The organism is Amycolatopsis sp. DSM 110486 (assembly GCF_019468465.1).
Taxonomy (GTDB): Bacteria; Actinomycetota; Actinomycetes; order Mycobacteriales; family Pseudonocardiaceae; genus Amycolatopsis.
Genome location: NZ_CP080519.1, coordinates 8,810,174 through 8,825,710, shown reverse-complemented (window position 1 = coordinate 8,825,710; position 15,537 = coordinate 8,810,174). Strand labels below are relative to the sequence as shown.

The window sequence follows — 15,537 nt, the reverse complement described above, 5'->3', positions numbered from 1 at the left end:
TCCTCAGACCTGCAGGCGGTAGTGGGCGGGTGCGCCCTGAGCGTCGACGGCGCGATTCATCGCCGCCGCGACGTCAGTGGCGCCGGCGCCGGTGGCTTGGGCGATGACGGCCTGCAGCTGCGCGGTGCTGGCGACCGGCGGGAACCGCGGTCCCGGGGTGATCCAGACGTCGGGGCCGTCGTCGTCGCTGTTGCCGTTGCGCGTCAGCCGCGCGAAGAAGCTGCGGGTGCCCGAGTCGTAGCCCAGATGCTCAGCTCGTCCCACCCGGGCAGGAACAGCGCCCACGCACCTTCGACCAGGTTCATCATGTCGTCTCCTTGGTGGTCTGGACGTGCTCAGCGGCCGCGGTTATGGCGGTGGAGGGCGTCGGCGTGGTCGTCCATCTGGCGCACGTGCGCATCGAATCAGGGTCGTGATCGGGGCGCAGGGCCGGGCGCCGGGATCGGGCTTCCGGGTTCAGCCGTGGGCTGCCCGAGCGGCGCCAGCGGTATCGGCACCGGTCCGTACCTCCAGCGGTACCCGTGCCGGCGCAGTGTCTCGTGTTCGGCGATGGCCAGTGCAAGGGTGGTGATCATTCCGCCCAGCGTCAGGAACAACCACAGCCCCATCGACACACCCTGGGTGTCGTGGCCGACGAGCGCGACGATGGTGGTGGCCACGACCAGGATCGCCGACACCGTGGGTGCCAGCAATCGGTGGAACTCACCCGCCCAGCAGCTGGTCCGGCTCGCCCAGTACGCCACAAACAATATGTAGAGGATCATCCACGCGAGACCGACGAGCCACCCGAGGAAGACTCCTCCGAAGATGATGAGTGCGGCGTTGTCGGTGGACCTCGCAACAAAAACTATGCCGATGATCTCCATCTCCAGCGCGACTGCGAGAAGCCCCCACAGCCCTGGCAAGCCGCCCATGTTCTCCAAGATGATCGGCATCATCAACGCGTACGTCGTAACCGCCATGATGACGATCCGCCACAGCGGGGCCAGCCAGCGGCGCCAGCCGAAGTCACGATGAAACCCCCGCCTGGTCGCCGCGAATGTCACGATCATCCCCAGCGGGACAAGCCCCACCGCGATCGTCACGTTCACCGCGGTCTTTGCCCAGCCCTCATCCGTCAATACCTGGTCCGCCGACCGGGTACCGGTGTAGATGCCGACAACGACCAGCGTCAGCAATCCCAGCACACTGCGAAGGGTCGACACGTAAGACAGAAGACCTATTTTGTCACCGCGCCCGAACCGCGGGTTGCCCCACACGCCTGCGGTCTGCCACGGCCAGAACCCGTAGCCGCCCCGGACGAACTTCCTCCAGGTTTCCCTGCCCTCATCACCGCTCACCCGGAGAGACGGTACCGACGCTCACCGTCATTGTCCGGCGCAGGCGAGATGCCGAGGCTCCCGATCACCCTGATAGCCCAGCGACGACCGACGGGCCCCGGCTCAGCGCCGGCGGGCCACCCGGCGCCGCGGTGTCCGTTGCGAACCAACCGGGGTTGGCAACCGACCTACCTCCCCGAAAAGTGCTAAACGGTTGTGCTGAGCGGAGCCGACAGGTCAGCACCACGGTTGAGGAAGTGACATGACACCTGAGACTGATCGTGGTGACATCGCCGTGAGACAGTTCAGACAGGCGCAGGTCACGGAAGATCAAGATGTCATCGGCCGGGGGACCCTTCATGCCCGCCAGGGTGTCCCAAACCCGCCGGGCAGCGCCGGTTTGCCATTCACCGCTGCGTGTCTGCGTCCGCAGACGGCTCGAGCGCACGCCGACAGGTGACCGGCCACGGCGCCGAGCTGTCTAACCTGGCTTCCGTGCGCTGGGGACGTGGTGTGACGTAACGCCGCTCGCCCGGGTAGCGAAGATCGGGTGACCTTGTGCGCATGTTGGGAGAGAAATGACCGTTCGTCCGGAATCCGATCGCGTCCGGCTCTGGGAGCCCGACCCCGCCGTGCCGGCCGGTGCGCTACCGGTGTTCGGCGAGCTCCACGCGGGCGCGCGCCGCCGCGCGGCTGCGAGCCTGTTTTTCCCGCTGCCGTTCGTGATCGGCGGGATAGCCCTGTTCTTCGCCGGTAAGGGTGTCGCCGCGCCACTCTTCCTCGTCGTGTTCTTCGGCGTCGCCCTGGTCGCGGCCATCGCCATTCTCACCACACTCCGCCGGGCGGTGCCGTTCCTCGGGGCCCGGTTCGAACCAGTCGACTGCGCGCCGGACGGGGTAGTCCTCGCGCGTCGCGAAGTCGGCGTCCGCCTGCCCGACGGCCGGTGGCTACGGACCAGGATGCCTGCACCCCTGCGGGTGCAGCTGGCCGGCGAGCGCCGGCTGTGGCTGCTGCGGGTGGGTGAGCGGGCGATGGTCACGTTGCCGGGGTCCGGCGTTCTCGGGGCGGCGCGGATCACCGACGGCCCGCTGCCCGGTGCGCTGGTACTGCCGGTCGGCTCCCGGGAGCCGACCTCGCCGCGGCTCGATCCGGTGCTCACGGCCTATCGGCGCTACGTCGCACGCCTGTGTTGGTACCCGGCGGCGGTATACGGCGTCGTCGCCGTCCTCGCGGGCTGGGCGTCGGCGAACCTGCCGGAGGAGCGGGCCCTTCAAACGGCCAGAAGCGGGGCAGTGTTCATCGCGGCGTTCGTCGGTGTTCTAGCGCTGATTGTGGTGGTCCGCGTGTTTCGGCTGCGCGCTCCACTCGCGGCCGACACCTGGACCGAGCTGGCCGTGGTGCTCGACCGGCCGGTCTCGATCAACGGCCGTGGTCTCGTCCGCCTCCAAGGCCGGGCCGTCCTGCCCGACGGCCGCACGGTCGGCTTCCGAATGCGGAACGTGACCGTCGCGTTCGGCCTCGCGACGACCACGACCGGGCAGCTGTGGATCGTCGGGGTGCCGCGTCCCGGCAAGTCCGCCACCGCCGGCATCCCCGGCCATGCGGTCATGGGCACGGTCCGACTCACCTGAGCAGGCCGTAACACCGGTGCTCTACCGGGACCACACCCCCATCCGCCCCATCGACGAGCCGTCCCGACAGCTCACCTACGAGCTGATGATGCACATCCGTCGCGGTATCTGCAGGCCGCCCGCGACATCTTGCTGTGGAAGCTTCACGGGCTCTCGGAGTACTCGTGATGGACGACGACGTGTTCGATGACTTGTTTGGCGACTCCGTGCAGGTCAACGCCGAGGGAGTCCCAATCACGGCAGCTGAGGCGACATCCGTGTCCGAAGGCGTCCCGTTCACAGAGGAGAACGTGACGCGACTCCTGGCACAAGAGCCGATGGCGTCACCAGGCGCATGCATCCTCGACCGCGCGTGGCGCTTTCGCGATGACGTCCTGAACGCGTAGTGATCTTGAGGGGCGGGGCAGCAGCCAATGCTGCTCCGCCTTTCGAGTTCGTACGGACCGAGTCGTTGAGCGGCGCGGACACTTCCACTACCGCTCGGGCTGGATCCGAGGTACTTCGAGATCGCCTTCTCCTTCACCGATGTCCGAGGTCGCCGTGAACGGCGAGCTCGAGCGCATCCTCGAGTGAGCATTTGCGACGAGACACGCCATGTCATCATGCGACGTCACCGACGTCGCGGTTTGGTCGTCGTGTGGGCGACAGTTTTCACCTGGTGCGCATGGTTTCTGTCGCCGCCCAGCGCGCCAACCGCGGGCTCGACGCCGACAGCGGCCGATGACCACGAGGCGCGTCATCAATGCTGCGCGTCTGCATTCCCAGCTGGGTCGGGCGCACGTCGAAGGGCGACTGCCCGCTCGGCGCCGTGTGCGTGTGACAACGGGAGTTCGGCATGCAGGGTGGTGCCTGCGCCGGGGGCGCTGTGCACCACCAGTCGGCCGCCGAGTGCTTCGGCCCGGTCTTTGAGTCCGACGAGGCCGGTGCCGCGGGTGAGGTCGGCCCCGCCGCGGCCGTCGTCGCGGATGCAGACGCGCAGGACGTCGCCGGTCTCCTGGTCGGTGGTGTCGACCGTGACGCCGATCATGGTGGCGTGCGCGTGTTTGGCGGTGTTGGTCAAGGCTTCGGCGACCAGGTAGTAGGCGGCGATCTCGAATTGTTCGGGTAGCCGCCGCGGCATGGTCACGTCCAGCTCGACCGGGACCGACGAGCGGCGGGCCAGGGCTTTGAGCGCGGAGTGCAGCCCGCCGTCGGCGAGGACGGCCGGGTGAATGCCGCGGGCGAGCTCGCGCAGTTCGTCGAGTGCGGTGATCGCTTCGGTGGCGAGATTGTCCAGCTGAGCTCGGAGCTCAGTGGCGTCGAGATGTGCTGATGCTTGTGCCGTGCGGGCGTGGAGAGCGAGGGAGACCAGCCGTTGTTGCGCGCCGTCGTGAAGATCGCGCTCGATGCGCCGGCGGGTCTGGTCGGCGGTGGTGACGACGCGGGCGCGTGAGGTGGTCAGCTCGGCGTAGAGCTGCGCGTTGTCCAGCGACACAGCCAGTTGCCCGGCGATGAGGCTGACCGCGTCGAGCCGCTCGGCAGTGAACGCGGCGCGGATGAGCCGGTTCTCCAGCAGCAACACCGCCCGCAGGCTGCCGCGGCTGAGGATGGGCACGGCCAGTAGGGCGCAGCGGTCGAGGTCGGAGAAGTAGGGGTCACGGGCGAAGCGGTCGTCCTCGGTGGCGTCGGCGACCAGCACCGATTCGCCGAGGCGTTGGACATAGCGCAGCACAGACAGCGGGACCATGGGTTCCCCGGCGGCGCTCGGGGCGGTGCGTGCGATCTGAGTGATGTCTTGGATCTGGGTGGTGCCGGTGTCGCTGTCGGGAGCGGGGAGCAGCCAGTCGTCGCGTTCGGGGTTCCACAGCAGCAGCTGCACACCGGTGGCGCCGGTCAGCGCGCTGAGGACCTCGACGACGCGGGTGCGCAGGCGTTCGATGCTGGTCTCGGAGCTCAGTGCCTGGGAGGCGGCCAGGATGCCCAGCAGGTCCAGGGTGCCGGTGGTGACCGGGCCTGGTTGCTGCGACAGATGAGCGGGCTGGTCTCCGCTCAGCCCAGTGGTCGCGTCGGAGTGTGGCCGCAGTCTGGGGTAGGCCCAGTCGAGTTGGTCGACCTTCGCGCTCGCACCCCAGGCGGCATAGGTCTGGCGGGCCTGGGCGAGCAGCTCACCACCGACGCGGTCCAGGCCGTGGGCCAGGTAGAAGCGGGCTGCGCGTTCGGTGATCAACGCCCGGTGCCAGGGCCGCGCACGGCCGGCGACCTCGCGTCGGGCGGCGTCGAACGCCAGCTCGGCGGCCCGGTAATCCCCCACCACCCACGCCCGCTCGGCCTCCAGCCAGCGCTGCAGATGCAGGAAGTTGTCCGGCGCGGCTGCGGCACGTGCAGCCAGCCACCGCGTCGTCTCGTCCAGCTCGGCCAGCAGAGCGGCGCGCTCGTCACCGGCCGTGTTGCGGGCTTGCCCGGCCAGGGCCAACCCACGCAGCAGGCGGGCCACGGCGGTCGAGTAGTGGCCCAGGATGGCCGGTAGTAGCGGCATCGCCGCCGCGGTGTGCTGTGCCAAGCCGGATGGATCGCCGAAGACGGCGGCGGCGAGCGCCCGGCTGAGATGCGCGTACAAAAGCGCCATCGGATTGTCGGCGTACCTGTCGGTGGGATCCGCCGCACCGATCGCGTCCGAGCTTCCGCCACGCAGCACACCGGCCAGCCATCGGTGACCGTCGAGCACCTGGCCGATCTGTTCGTTGCCGGTGCGCCGTGCAAAGGCGACGCCCGCCTCCAGTTGCTCGACGAGGTGGTCGAGGGTTGGCGGGCAGTCGAGCAAGAAGTACTCGATCGAGTGATAGGTGTAGCCGGTGTACGCCAGGTCGCCACCTGCGATCAGCCCCTCGCGGGCACGCAGCATGGCGTGGAGACCGTTTTCGAGGGGCTCGAACCAGCAATTGAGGATGGCGAAGTAGTAGTGCGCGTACGAGGTCTCGGGCTCATAGCCGCGGGCTTCGCCCCACGCCAGGAGCCGCCCCAACGCCCGATATCCGGCGCTGTCGCCGCGCTGTACCACGGTGTAGTAAGAGGCGAAGCAGGCGGGGCAGACCAGGGTACGTCCGGGTCCGTGCTCGAGCCAGATCCGCAGGGCTTCCAGGCTCAGCCACTCGAGCCTGGTGTGGTCGGCGAGGAAAGAGACCGGCGGCAGGGTCGCGTCGAGCAGGCGGGTCGCAGCGAGCAGCGTGGGGTCGGTGATCTCCGGCCGAACCAGATCCTCGGCGGTGTCGGTTTCCAGCCACCGGTACAGGTACTCGTACTGGCGGTCGAGATCGGCGGCGAGCTGGTCGGCGGCCGGGATGGTGATTCCGCACGCGCGCAGCGACTTCAGGCCCAGATCGATCGCCTCTGTGAAGCGTTTGCGGTGGGTCAGGCTGCGCACCTGCACCGCGATCGCGTCGGCGCGTCGGATCGTGCTGGGACACAGCCGCTCGATCGTGTGGTACTCCGCGTCCGCCTCGTCCAGTCGCCCGAGGCTGTACAGGGCGGCGTGGCGGCCGGTGTGCACCTGGATCAGCGTGGCAGTCTCCCCCGGGCCGATCAGCCGCAGCGCGGCGACCAGCAGCGCGTTCACCAGCGTGTACTCGCCGATCAACGCCGCTTGGTCGGCGGCGCGGCGCAGCAGCCCCACCACCTGCCGGCGCTCCGCCGCATCGACGACGGCGTCGATCACCCGCAGGTACTGCTCGGCCGCCACCGCGAAGAGCTCCGGTAGCCCGGCCAACCGCCGCGCGATCGCCAGCTGCAGGGCGCAGCGCCGAGGCGGGTCCAGCCCACTCAGGATGACCTCGCGGGTGCGGTCGTGGCGAAACCGCACGGCCTCCCGCAGTCCCGGCTCGATCACCAGGACGCCCTCGTCGAGGGCGGGCGCCAGCTGCTGGTCCACCACGCCCGCCTGTGCGGCGGTGGCGGTCTGCAGCAGACTCACCTCGGCTCGCCCGCCCAGGCACGCCATCGCCTCGACCAGCGCCCGCGAGGGCGGCGGCATCGCCGCGACCCGCGCCGCCAGCAGTCCGGCCACCTCGGACTGGCCCAGCCGAGCCCGCACCGCCGCGTCATCCCACCGCCACCCGGCGGCGGTCGCCGCCAGCACGCCCTCCCGCTGCAGCGCGTTGAGCAGCTCCACCGTCTCGTACGGGTTGCCGGACGTGCGCTCGCTGAGCATCTCGGCCAGTCCCGCCACGGTGGCCCGATCCGCGCGCAGCACCTCCGCCACCATGGCGACCAGGCTCGGCACCGCCAAGTTGTCCAGCCCCAGCCAGCGCACGCCGGCCTGCTCGCGCCACCGGGACAGCAGCGCGGTCAGCGGATGCGCCGCGTCCACCTCGACGTCGCGGTAGGCGCCGACCAGCAACAGGCCTTCGACCGGTTCCTCCGACAGCACGAGATCGACGAAGCCGAGCGGGGTGCGCCCACCCCACTGCAAGTCATCGAGGAACACCACCACCGGCCGGTCCCGCGACGCGACCGCCCGCAGCCCCTGCACACCTGCTTGCTGCATGCGCGCCTGCGCGGTCAGCGGATCCCCCGCATCCGGCGGCACCCCCAGCAGCACCGCGAACTCCGGCACCACCGCGCTCAACAGACCCGCGGTCGCCCCGACCGAATCGACGATCCGTTCACGAATCGCGGCGAGCACATCCTCCGGCTCGGCCAGCAACAGCCGACCCAACGCCCGGAACGCCTGATATCCCGCGTTGAACTCGATATCCCGCCGGTACTGGTCGAACTTGCCGGCCACGAACCAGCCGTCCCGGCCCGTCACCACCGACCGCAGCTGATCGACCAACGCGGTCTTGCCCACCCCCGGCGCCCCGCCGACCAGCACACCCTGACAGCGGCCGGCCAGCGCCTCCTCGAATGCCACCTCCAGCGCTGCCACCTCGGCATCACGTCCCACCAGCCGTGAGGGCGGCAGCAGCCGCTGCGGAACGTCGTGCTCGCCGATGCGCACCCACGCCGCCGCCGGATGCGCCTGGACGTCGCGGACCTGGTGCAGGTCGTGGGCCAGGCCCTCCGCGGACTGGTAGCGGTGGTCGGGTTCCTTCTCCAACAGCCGCATCACGACCTCGGACAGCGCAGCGGGCACCGCCGGGTTCAGCTGGGCCGGGGGTACCGGCACCCGTGCCAGGTGATCGTGGGTCAGGCGCAGCGGGTCGCCGGACCCGAACGGCGGCCCGCCCGTGGCCAGCTCGTAGAGCGTCGCGCCCAACGCATACAGGTCCGCGCGCTGGTCCACCGAACGGCCGGTACGCCCGGTCTGCTCGGGAGCGAGGTACGCGAGCGACCCGACGATCTCGCTGTGGTGGGTGAACTCGGGACGGATCTCGGCGAACGACGTCGCCAGCGCGAAATCCACCAGGCACGGGTCCCCGTCCCCGGAGACGACGATGTTGGCCGGAGTGATGTCACGGTGCAGCACTCCGCGGCGATGCATTCCTGCGACCGCCTGGGCCAGTTTGCCGGCCAGCCGGATCAGCTCATCGATGGCGAGCGGCTCGGCCAGACCGGCCAGGGTGGTGTCACCGGCGTCCACCAGCACGATCGATCCCGGGTACCGCGGCGCATCCAGCAGCTGCGCAACCCCGTCGACACCGCGCAGCCGCTCGAGGATCGCAACCTCGTGCCGCAACCGGCGCTGCGCGTCCGGCCCGAGTGGCTCCTTGCAGACGACGGCGACGCCACCCGGCAGGGACACTCGAGTCACCCGAGTACGCGCGCTCTGCTGCAGCACGACGGCGTCGGGCGGATCCCGGCCCGGCAGGGCCACGCCTGTCCCCATCCACAGTGTCTACGCTTGGCCACCTGCTTGCACAAGTTCCTGCCCATCGCGGCACGTCCCTCAGGACAAGAGCCAAGCTGGTGACGGATACCGCTCACCAGTGCAAATAAAGATCACCGTCACAAGCATCGGGCCCGACGAGCGCGTCGGCAGACCTGATTTGTCTTGCGTCAAGATCTTGGCCGTGCCGTGCGCGCTGGTGCAGGACGGGCCCGGTGTGCAGCCGGTGGTGTTGCCGTTGGCCGCGTTCGGCTGGATGCCCGAGTTGTAGGCCCAGGCCGCGAAGTACCAGTTCTCCAGGTAACGCGGGTCGGCGTTGTTGGCGGTGATCCCGGCGGAGTAGATCTGGTTCCAGGTCGTTTCGAGGATCTGCAGGCCTGCGGCGATGTTCTCCTGGTAGTCGACCGCGACCTTCCACTGGCCGTGCTCGGACAGCGAGTGGTCACCGATGTGCATCCCGTCGGTGACCTGGCTGATTCCGTAGCCGCAGTCGGAAGCGGCGTAGTCGATCGAGACGATGTCGCCACCGGCGCCGTAGTAGCTGGCGATCAGCGGGTCACCCGCGGTGCCAGCCGGAGCGTGCCAAGAGGCCTGTGACCAGTTGGACTCCTGAGCCATGATGCCCTCGAAGATCGACGCGGCACGGTGTTCGTACCGCCCGCCGGGTGCGACAGCGGGATCAGGGGAAAGTCGCTGTTGGGCGCGTAGGCGACCAAGCCCATGTTGCCGAACCCGGCCGGGCGCGTGTAGGCGCTCCCGGTGAGCAGACCCTGCTCGGCCATTTGCACGGCCCAGTTGACCTGGGCGGGGTTGTGCTGCATGACCTGCCGGTTCGCGTTCAACGGCGGCACGGCACACTTCGGCGACTGGGCCTGGGTCGTGTTCGGTGCGGCACCGGCAGCCGGAGCTGCATCGGCCTTGGGACTCAAGCGGTTCGTACGCGGCGCGGCCGTTGTAATGCCGGGCACGGCGGAGTACGTCGGCACAGCCGTGGCGGCCTTCGCCGCACCGGAGGGCAGGGCGGGCGCGAAGACCTTGCCGGTCTTCGTCCCCAACACCGCTGGGGCGGACTTCCGGCCGTCGGAATCGGCGCCTAGCAGGGCATCGCCGTCCAGCGACGATGCGGCGGCCCCCCGCACGTGACCACTGTCGTTCACGCTCGTGACACCGGCGTGGGCCAGAACGCCGACCCCCGCGGGGTTAGCGCCCGAGAGGACAGCGTGCCCGGCACTGCCCTGGAACAGCTGGACGCGAGTGAGATCGCCCTCGCCGAGGACGGTCAGCTTGCCCGCGTTCTCGTGTGCCGCAGTGGCCGTCTTCCCCCCAGGCTCCGTGTATAGGAAGCTGACCCCGCCGTCGGCGGCGGGCCGCAACTGGTGAGCGTCGCCAGCACGGACGGCTTTCCCTTGGCGGGCACCGAAACCAGATGGTTGCCCGCGACACCGACGATGGAGTTCGCGGTCGGCACTGCCGACGTGATCTGACCGCCCGCGGTGACCGACGCATCGATCTTGCCCGTGGCTAGGGCAGGATCGCCAGGGCTGCGAACTTCCGTCTCCGGACAGGCGCTGGTAGCCGGTCCAGGAGGAGTCGTCGAAGCCCGCCGGGTGGATCAGCGCGATCTCCTGCCAGGCGAATCCGGCGACCTCACGGCCCAGCCCGACGTGGTAGCCCAGGGCCTCACCCCAGCCGTCGATGGCGACGTCCGCGGACTTCGGCTGCCTCACGCACCTCGACCGCCGGGTCGTCCTATGCTTCGCGGATCACGTCCGCCAGGTAGCGGGAATCTGGGCCCCAGAACAGCAGCGACATGATCGCGAGGCGGCGTAAGGATACGTCCGGATCTTGTCGCATCGTCCGGCACAGCAGCGGCAACAACCGTCATCTGCCAGCTCACCCGCCCCGACGGCACCACCATCAATATCGGCACCTTCGATCTCATCAACGGATACGCACACTGGGGCGGTCCCACCCTGGTCGACCCGGCTCAACTGCGGAGCACAACTCCTCGCTGCGCAAGGGACCGTAATCGCCGCAGCCACCATCTGACCTTGCCGAACCGACCGTCGAGAGAGGACTCGTAGATCGCGACCCAGACATCCAAAATCGAACATGACGGCGACGAGTTCGTGGCCGGGTGGAGTCACCGCGTGCCGGTGCCAGATCCCAGTTGCCGGGCTCGCGGCACCGCGTGAGCGCACCATCGGCCGCTGGCGTGCGGAGCATGCCTTCCGGCTTCCGTCTGGACAGGGGCGACGACGCTGGACGCAGTCGAGCCGACGGCGCGGCAGCCTTTGATGCGCCCCTGAAGACCAGGGTTGAGGTTTCTTGACGAAATCCCTACGCCAAGCCACGGATGTTGATATTTTCCTAACACTTGCTGTCAAGATGGCGATGCACGCTGCGTTACGTGCCAGCACCCGCGTCATGGCTCAAAAGGTTGGTGCTCGGACGGCCGTTCCGGACCGACACCCTCGGCGAGACCCTGCTGCCCAAGTGGCTCGCCCTGCCGATCTTCGCCAGCGACCCGCTGTCCTCGGTGGCCTACGCGACCCAGCAGATCCTGCTCATCCTCAGCATCGGCGGCCTGGCCTACCTGACTCTGGCGCCGTGGATCGGCCTGGCCGTCGCCGTGCTCCTGACCGTCGTGGTCGTATCCTACCGGCAGGTCGTGCGCGCCTACCCCACCGGCGGCGGGTCCTACGAAGTGGCGTCGAAGAACCTGGGCAGCTCCGCCGGGCTTGTCGTGGCAGCGGCGCTGATCGTCGACTACATCATGACCGTCGCGGTCTCGGTGGCCTCCGGCGTCGACAACATCATCTCCGCCGTTCCCGCGCTGAACGCCTACCGCATCGGCCTGGACATCGGTTTCATCGTGCTGCTGACGGCGATGAATCTGCGTGGAATCCGCGAATCCGGCCGCACGTTCGCCATCCCGACCTACCTGTTCGTCGGCGGGGTCGTGCTGATGATCGTCCTCGGGTTCACGCAGCTGCTCACCGGACACGCCCCGGTAGCCGAAAGCGCCGGCTACGGCATCCGACCCGAACAAGTGGGCCTGACCGGCCTGGCGCTGGCCTTCCTGGTGCTGCGGGCTTTCTCCTCCGGCTGCACCGCCCTCACCGGCGTCGAAGCCATCTCCAACGGCGTCCCTGCGTTCCGCAAACCCAAGAGCGCCAACGCAGCCCGCACGATGACCGCGATGGGCGGCATCGCCGTCGTCATGTTCGGCGGCATCACCGCGCTCGCGATGATCACACGCGTCCGGATCGCCGAGAACACCTGCGACCTCATCGGCTTCCAGGGGAACTGCGTCAGCGACCCCCAACGGACCGTGATCAGCCAGATCGCCGCCGCCGTCTTCGGCGGCGACCACTCGGTTCTGTTCTACTTCCTGCAGGCCGCCACCGCGCTGATCCTGATCCTCGCGGCCAACACCGCGTTCAACGGATTTCCCTCGCTGGCCTCGATCCTCGCCCAGGACTGGTACCTGCCCCGGCAGTTGCACACGCGCGGCGACCGGCTCGCGTTCTCCAACGGCATCATCGCCCTCGCGCTGGTCGCCGGGGTGCTGATCTTCGCGTTCGACGGCTCGACGACCCGGCTGATCCAGCTCTACATCCTCGGCGTCTTCACGTCGTTCACGCTGTGCCAGGCGGGTATGGTCCGGCATTGGAACCGCGAGCTCGCCACCGCGACCGAGACCCGGCAGCGCCGGAACATCCAGCGTTCGCGGCTGATCAACGCCGTCGGCGCGACACTGACCGCGATCGTGCTCGTCGTCGTCATGATCACGAAGTTCACCCACGGCGCCTACCTGGTCGTCATCGCGATACCGGTGCTGTGGGTGATGATGCGCGCAATCCACCGCCACTACAGCGACGTCCGTAAAGAGCTCCAGGCGGACGACGCGAGCGAGCTGTTGCCCAGCCGGGTCCAGGCGATCGTGCTGGTGTCCACTTTGCACAAACCCAGTCAGCGCGCAATCGCCTTCGCCCGTGCGACACGGCCCGACACCGTCACCGCGATCACGGTGAACGTCGACGACGCCGACACCCGCACGTTGCAACGGGAATGGGAGCAACGGGGCATGAAGATCCCGCTCAGGGTGCTCGAGTCACCCTACCGCGAGATCACTCGCCCGGTGGTCGCGTACGTCGAAAACCTCCGCCGCGCCAGCCCACGCGACGTCGTCTGCGTCTACATTCCCGAATACGTCGTCGGCCGCTGGTGGGAGAACATCCTCCACAACCAGAGCTCGTTGCGGCTCAAGGGCCGGCTGCTGTTCGAACCCGGAGTCATGGTCACCAGCGTGCCCTGGCAGCTGCACTCGACCAGCCGCCGCGACCTCCAGCGCGTCCGGGCCCTCCCCGGCGACACCCGCCGCGGCATCACCCCGCAGCGCCACTACTCAGCGCACCGGCGTGTCAAGACACGGTGAACGGCTCCGCTGTCGGCGCGAAGGATCCGTCTGCGAGCCGGGCGACTCAGCTGCCGAAGCACCTCACGGTCGCATGAGCGATCCGACGTGGGCAGGTCCCGGCGAATCGCATCAGCCGCGCCACCAGCGGTGGCGGGCCGGGCATTTGGCGAGATGACAGCCATGGATTCCGGCGAGGTGGTGGTGGGCAACTCACTGGCGCTGGTGTGGCTCTGGGCCGCAGGCTCGGCCCCGCGCGAGCGCTGATCTCACCCTCCAGCTCCAGACACCTCACGGTGAATTCGGAACTGACCCTCACGTCGGCCGTCTGGCGCCTGTGGCCACAGCCGAACACACCGCCGCACGCTCCGGTCATTCATCGGCCGCGGCCAGGAGCAGCCCGCCTACGGTCGGCGGCGATCCGCGCGGCGACGTTGGTGGCTGGCGGCCTGGTTGGCTCCGAGTTCGAACGGGCGGTTCCTCCGGGGCGGACCGACGCGGGAAGTCCGCTACATCCGTGAACAACCCGCGATTCATTCGGATGGCTAGGGCCGGATGCCCCGAACTTTCCGGTGCACGCGACCGACCGATCTTGTACCCCCGGCGGGTTATCCTGAAGACGCGTTCGGGCAAGATCATGCGACGGGTGATCGCCGTGATCTCGAACTTCTCCGACGTCGGCAACGTCTCGACGCTGGCGAACCCGGAGGTCGTGGACGACATCCGGCATCGCATCCAACATTCGAAGCTCGACCACGGCGACGTGCCGCGCCAGCTCAAGCGGCAGGAGCCCGAGGAGATCGAATTCTTCGGAGACACCGAGTAGGGCCGCTGCTGGAATTGCCGGCCACGGCACGGCACTGCCGGGAAGGGGCACTTATGTTCCGGGACGTGCGCCGCGGTGCACTGCTGGGAGTCGTCACGTTGGGCGTGGCCGCACTGACCGCCTGCACCGGGAGCACTGCCCGCCCCGCCGGCTCCGCGCCCCCGGCCGCTGCCCCGGCCCCGGCCCCGGCCTCGGCGAACGCCACCGGTACCGGCGGCTGGCAGCTGACCCATCCGGGGCCGGACCACGCGATCGAGGGGTTCGCCGACCGCACGTCGGCGGTGCCCGGTCAGCCGGTGCGCCTCTTCGTCAGCACCACGGCCGGCCACTACACCGTGACTGCGTACCGCATGGGCGGCTATCGCGACTCCGCCGCCAGACGGATCTGGCAGTCCACCCCTCAGCAGGGGCATGGGCAATCCGCCCCCGTGGTGCAACGGCCGACCAACACCGTCGTGGCGCCCTGGCAGCCGTCGCTGACGGTGGCGACCGCCGGCTGGGCTCCAGGGGATTACCTGCTCCGGCTGGACGGCGACAACGGGGCACAGCAGTTCGTTCCACTCACGGAAAGAACACCGGTCAACCGCGGAAATATCGTCATCGTCAACGCCATCACCATTTGGCAGGCCTACAACCGGTGGGGTGGCTATAGCCTCTACGACGCGCCGTCCGGGCGTAAGGCCGACCGCTCGCGCGCTGTCTCGTTCGACCGGCCCTACCAGGCCGTGGACATGCAGGGCGCCGGGGATTTCCTGTTCTTCGAACTGCCGCTGCTGAGGTTCGCCGAGCAGGCCGGGCTGCCACTGGGCTACGCGACCGACGTCGACCTGCACGCCGATCCGCATCTGGCGGACGGCGCCGCCGCGATCGTGACGCTTGGGCACGACGAGTACTGGTCCACCGCGATGCGCCGAAACGTGACCGCCGCCCGCACCGCGGAGTGAACCTGGCGTTCCTTGGTGGCAACGAGATCTACCGCCACATCCGGTTCGAACCCACGACACTGGTACCGACCCCGCGCCCGATCGAAGTGCTCTTCCACTCGCCGCTGACCTGCGGCGGCCGCTCAGACTTCGCCGACACCAGCTACTACACCACGCCCAGCGGAGCCGCCGTGTTCGCCGCGGGCACGCAGTACTGGATCTGCGCGCTGGGCCTCGGCTGCGCCGCTGACAGGGACGACACGACGGCACATCGAGCGATCACCGCCATCTCGCTGCGGCTGCTTCGCGCGTACGCCGCGGGCCCCGCCGGACGCACCCACCCCGCTCACGACAACCTCGCGGCCCTCGCCGTCCCCGGCGGCGCACCCAACCTGCTTCCCACGCTTCCACCGGACAACTCCACAACACCGTGACCAGCGGGCGGGCACAGCAATCCGAAGCTGCGAGGTCCACTCGTTCGTACTCGTTGCCGACGAGCCCTGGCAGCGTCTGTCCGCTGTGGACGATCCCGGTCAGCAGCCAGTTTGTGCCGTCGGCCACTCGTAGGCCGGCCTTCGCCGAGTAGAAGTCGCCCAACAGCACGCTTTCCGGGCGCGG

11 protein-coding genes and 1 pseudogene are annotated in these 15,537 nt (G+C 68.9%); 6 read left to right on the top strand and 6 right to left on the bottom strand.

From position 1 onward, the window contains the following. Window positions 1–3: 3 nt before the first annotated feature. Both K1T34_RS42665 and K1T34_RS42660 read right to left on the bottom strand, forming a co-directional pair. Window positions 4–264 carry a hypothetical protein gene (locus K1T34_RS42665; RefSeq protein WP_220240319.1) on the bottom strand — a complete coding sequence of 87 codons (261 nt, stop codon included), beginning with the start codon at window positions 262–264 and terminating at the stop codon, window positions 4–6. Window positions 265–404: 140 nt separating this feature from the next. Continuing rightward, the gene (locus K1T34_RS42660) at window positions 405–1,187 is read right to left on the bottom strand and encodes a hypothetical protein (protein WP_220240318.1); all 783 of its coding nucleotides are present in this window, start codon (window positions 1,185–1,187) and stop codon (window positions 405–407) included. Between the two features lie 710 nt (window positions 1,188–1,897). Between K1T34_RS42660 and K1T34_RS42655 the strand changes: the two genes are divergently transcribed. Together K1T34_RS42655 and K1T34_RS42650 are read left to right on the top strand one after the other, a co-directional pair. Then, a complete protein-coding gene (locus K1T34_RS42655; RefSeq protein ID WP_220240317.1) occupies window positions 1,898–2,950 on the top strand; it encodes a hypothetical protein in 1,053 nt (350 codons plus the stop codon). A gap of 167 nt (window positions 2,951–3,117) precedes the next feature. Next, on the top strand, window positions 3,118–3,336 hold the full coding sequence (locus K1T34_RS42650) for a hypothetical protein (RefSeq protein WP_220240316.1): 219 nt from the start codon (window positions 3,118–3,120) through the stop codon (window positions 3,334–3,336). A gap of 353 nt (window positions 3,337–3,689) precedes the next feature. Here the strand turns inward: K1T34_RS42650 and K1T34_RS42645 are convergent, their stop codons facing one another. The 3 genes from K1T34_RS42645 to K1T34_RS42640 are packed head-to-tail and all read right to left on the bottom strand — an operon-like array spanning window position 3,690 to window position 10,477. Continuing rightward, window positions 3,690–8,750: an AAA family ATPase gene (locus K1T34_RS42645; RefSeq protein WP_220240315.1), complete on the bottom strand. Its 5,061-nt coding sequence runs from the start codon at window positions 8,748–8,750 to the stop codon at window positions 3,690–3,692. Between the two features lie 60 nt (window positions 8,751–8,810). Continuing rightward, window positions 8,811–9,368: a hypothetical protein gene (locus K1T34_RS54075; RefSeq protein WP_255637987.1), complete on the bottom strand. Its 558-nt coding sequence runs from the start codon at window positions 9,366–9,368 to the stop codon at window positions 8,811–8,813. After that, window positions 9,299–10,477 carry a hypothetical protein gene (locus K1T34_RS42640; RefSeq protein WP_255637986.1) on the bottom strand — a complete coding sequence of 393 codons (1,179 nt, stop codon included), beginning with the start codon at window positions 10,475–10,477 and terminating at the stop codon, window positions 9,299–9,301. The genes K1T34_RS54075 and K1T34_RS42640 overlap by 70 nt, the downstream gene beginning before the upstream one ends. A 683-nt stretch (window positions 10,478–11,160) precedes the next feature. On the opposite strand from K1T34_RS42640, the gene K1T34_RS42635 reads away from it, so the two are divergent. From K1T34_RS42635 to K1T34_RS54070, 4 genes are all read left to right on the top strand, one after another. Beyond that, complete coding sequence (locus tag K1T34_RS42635) at window positions 11,161–13,191, top strand: APC family permease (RefSeq protein ID WP_220240314.1); 2,031 nt, start codon at window positions 11,161–11,163, stop codon at window positions 13,189–13,191. Between the two features lie 625 nt (window positions 13,192–13,816). Further along, window positions 13,817–13,996 (top strand): hypothetical protein, encoded by a 180-nt coding sequence (locus K1T34_RS42630; protein ID WP_220240313.1) that lies wholly within the window; start codon window positions 13,817–13,819, stop codon window positions 13,994–13,996. A gap of 53 nt (window positions 13,997–14,049) precedes the next feature. Next, window positions 14,050–14,940 carry a N,N-dimethylformamidase beta subunit family domain-containing protein gene (locus K1T34_RS42625; RefSeq protein ID WP_255637985.1) on the top strand — a complete coding sequence of 297 codons (891 nt, stop codon included), beginning with the start codon at window positions 14,050–14,052 and terminating at the stop codon, window positions 14,938–14,940. Beyond that, on the top strand, window positions 14,937–15,353 hold the full coding sequence (locus tag K1T34_RS54070; RefSeq protein WP_255637984.1) for a N,N-dimethylformamidase beta subunit family domain-containing protein: 417 nt from the start codon (window positions 14,937–14,939) through the stop codon (window positions 15,351–15,353). The genes K1T34_RS42625 and K1T34_RS54070 overlap by 4 nt, the downstream gene beginning before the upstream one ends. Window positions 15,354–15,384: 31 nt before the next feature. On the opposite strand, the pseudogene K1T34_RS54940 reads toward K1T34_RS54070, so the two are convergent. Continuing rightward, window positions 15,385–15,522: pseudogene (locus K1T34_RS54940) on the bottom strand (hypothetical protein); the annotation flags it as partial. Between the last annotated feature and the right edge of the window lie 15 nt (window positions 15,523–15,537).

What these genes read in the sequence shown, in the direction of transcription:
- K1T34_RS42625 (WP_255637985.1), top strand. Translation starts at nt 14,050, where the DNA reads ATGTTCCGGGACGTGCGCCGCGGTGCACTGCTGGGAGTCGTCACGTTG.
- K1T34_RS42645 (WP_220240315.1), bottom strand. Translation starts at nt 8,750, where the DNA reads ATGGGGACAGGCGTGGCCCTGCCGGGCCGGGATCCGCCCGACGCCGTC.
- K1T34_RS42655 (WP_220240317.1), top strand. Translation starts at nt 1,898, where the DNA reads ATGACCGTTCGTCCGGAATCCGATCGCGTCCGGCTCTGGGAGCCCGAC.
- K1T34_RS42650 (WP_220240316.1), top strand. Translation starts at nt 3,118, where the DNA reads ATGGACGACGACGTGTTCGATGACTTGTTTGGCGACTCCGTGCAGGTC.
- K1T34_RS54075 (WP_255637987.1), bottom strand. Translation starts at nt 9,368, where the DNA reads ATGGCTCAGGAGTCCAACTGGTCACAGGCCTCTTGGCACGCTCCGGCT.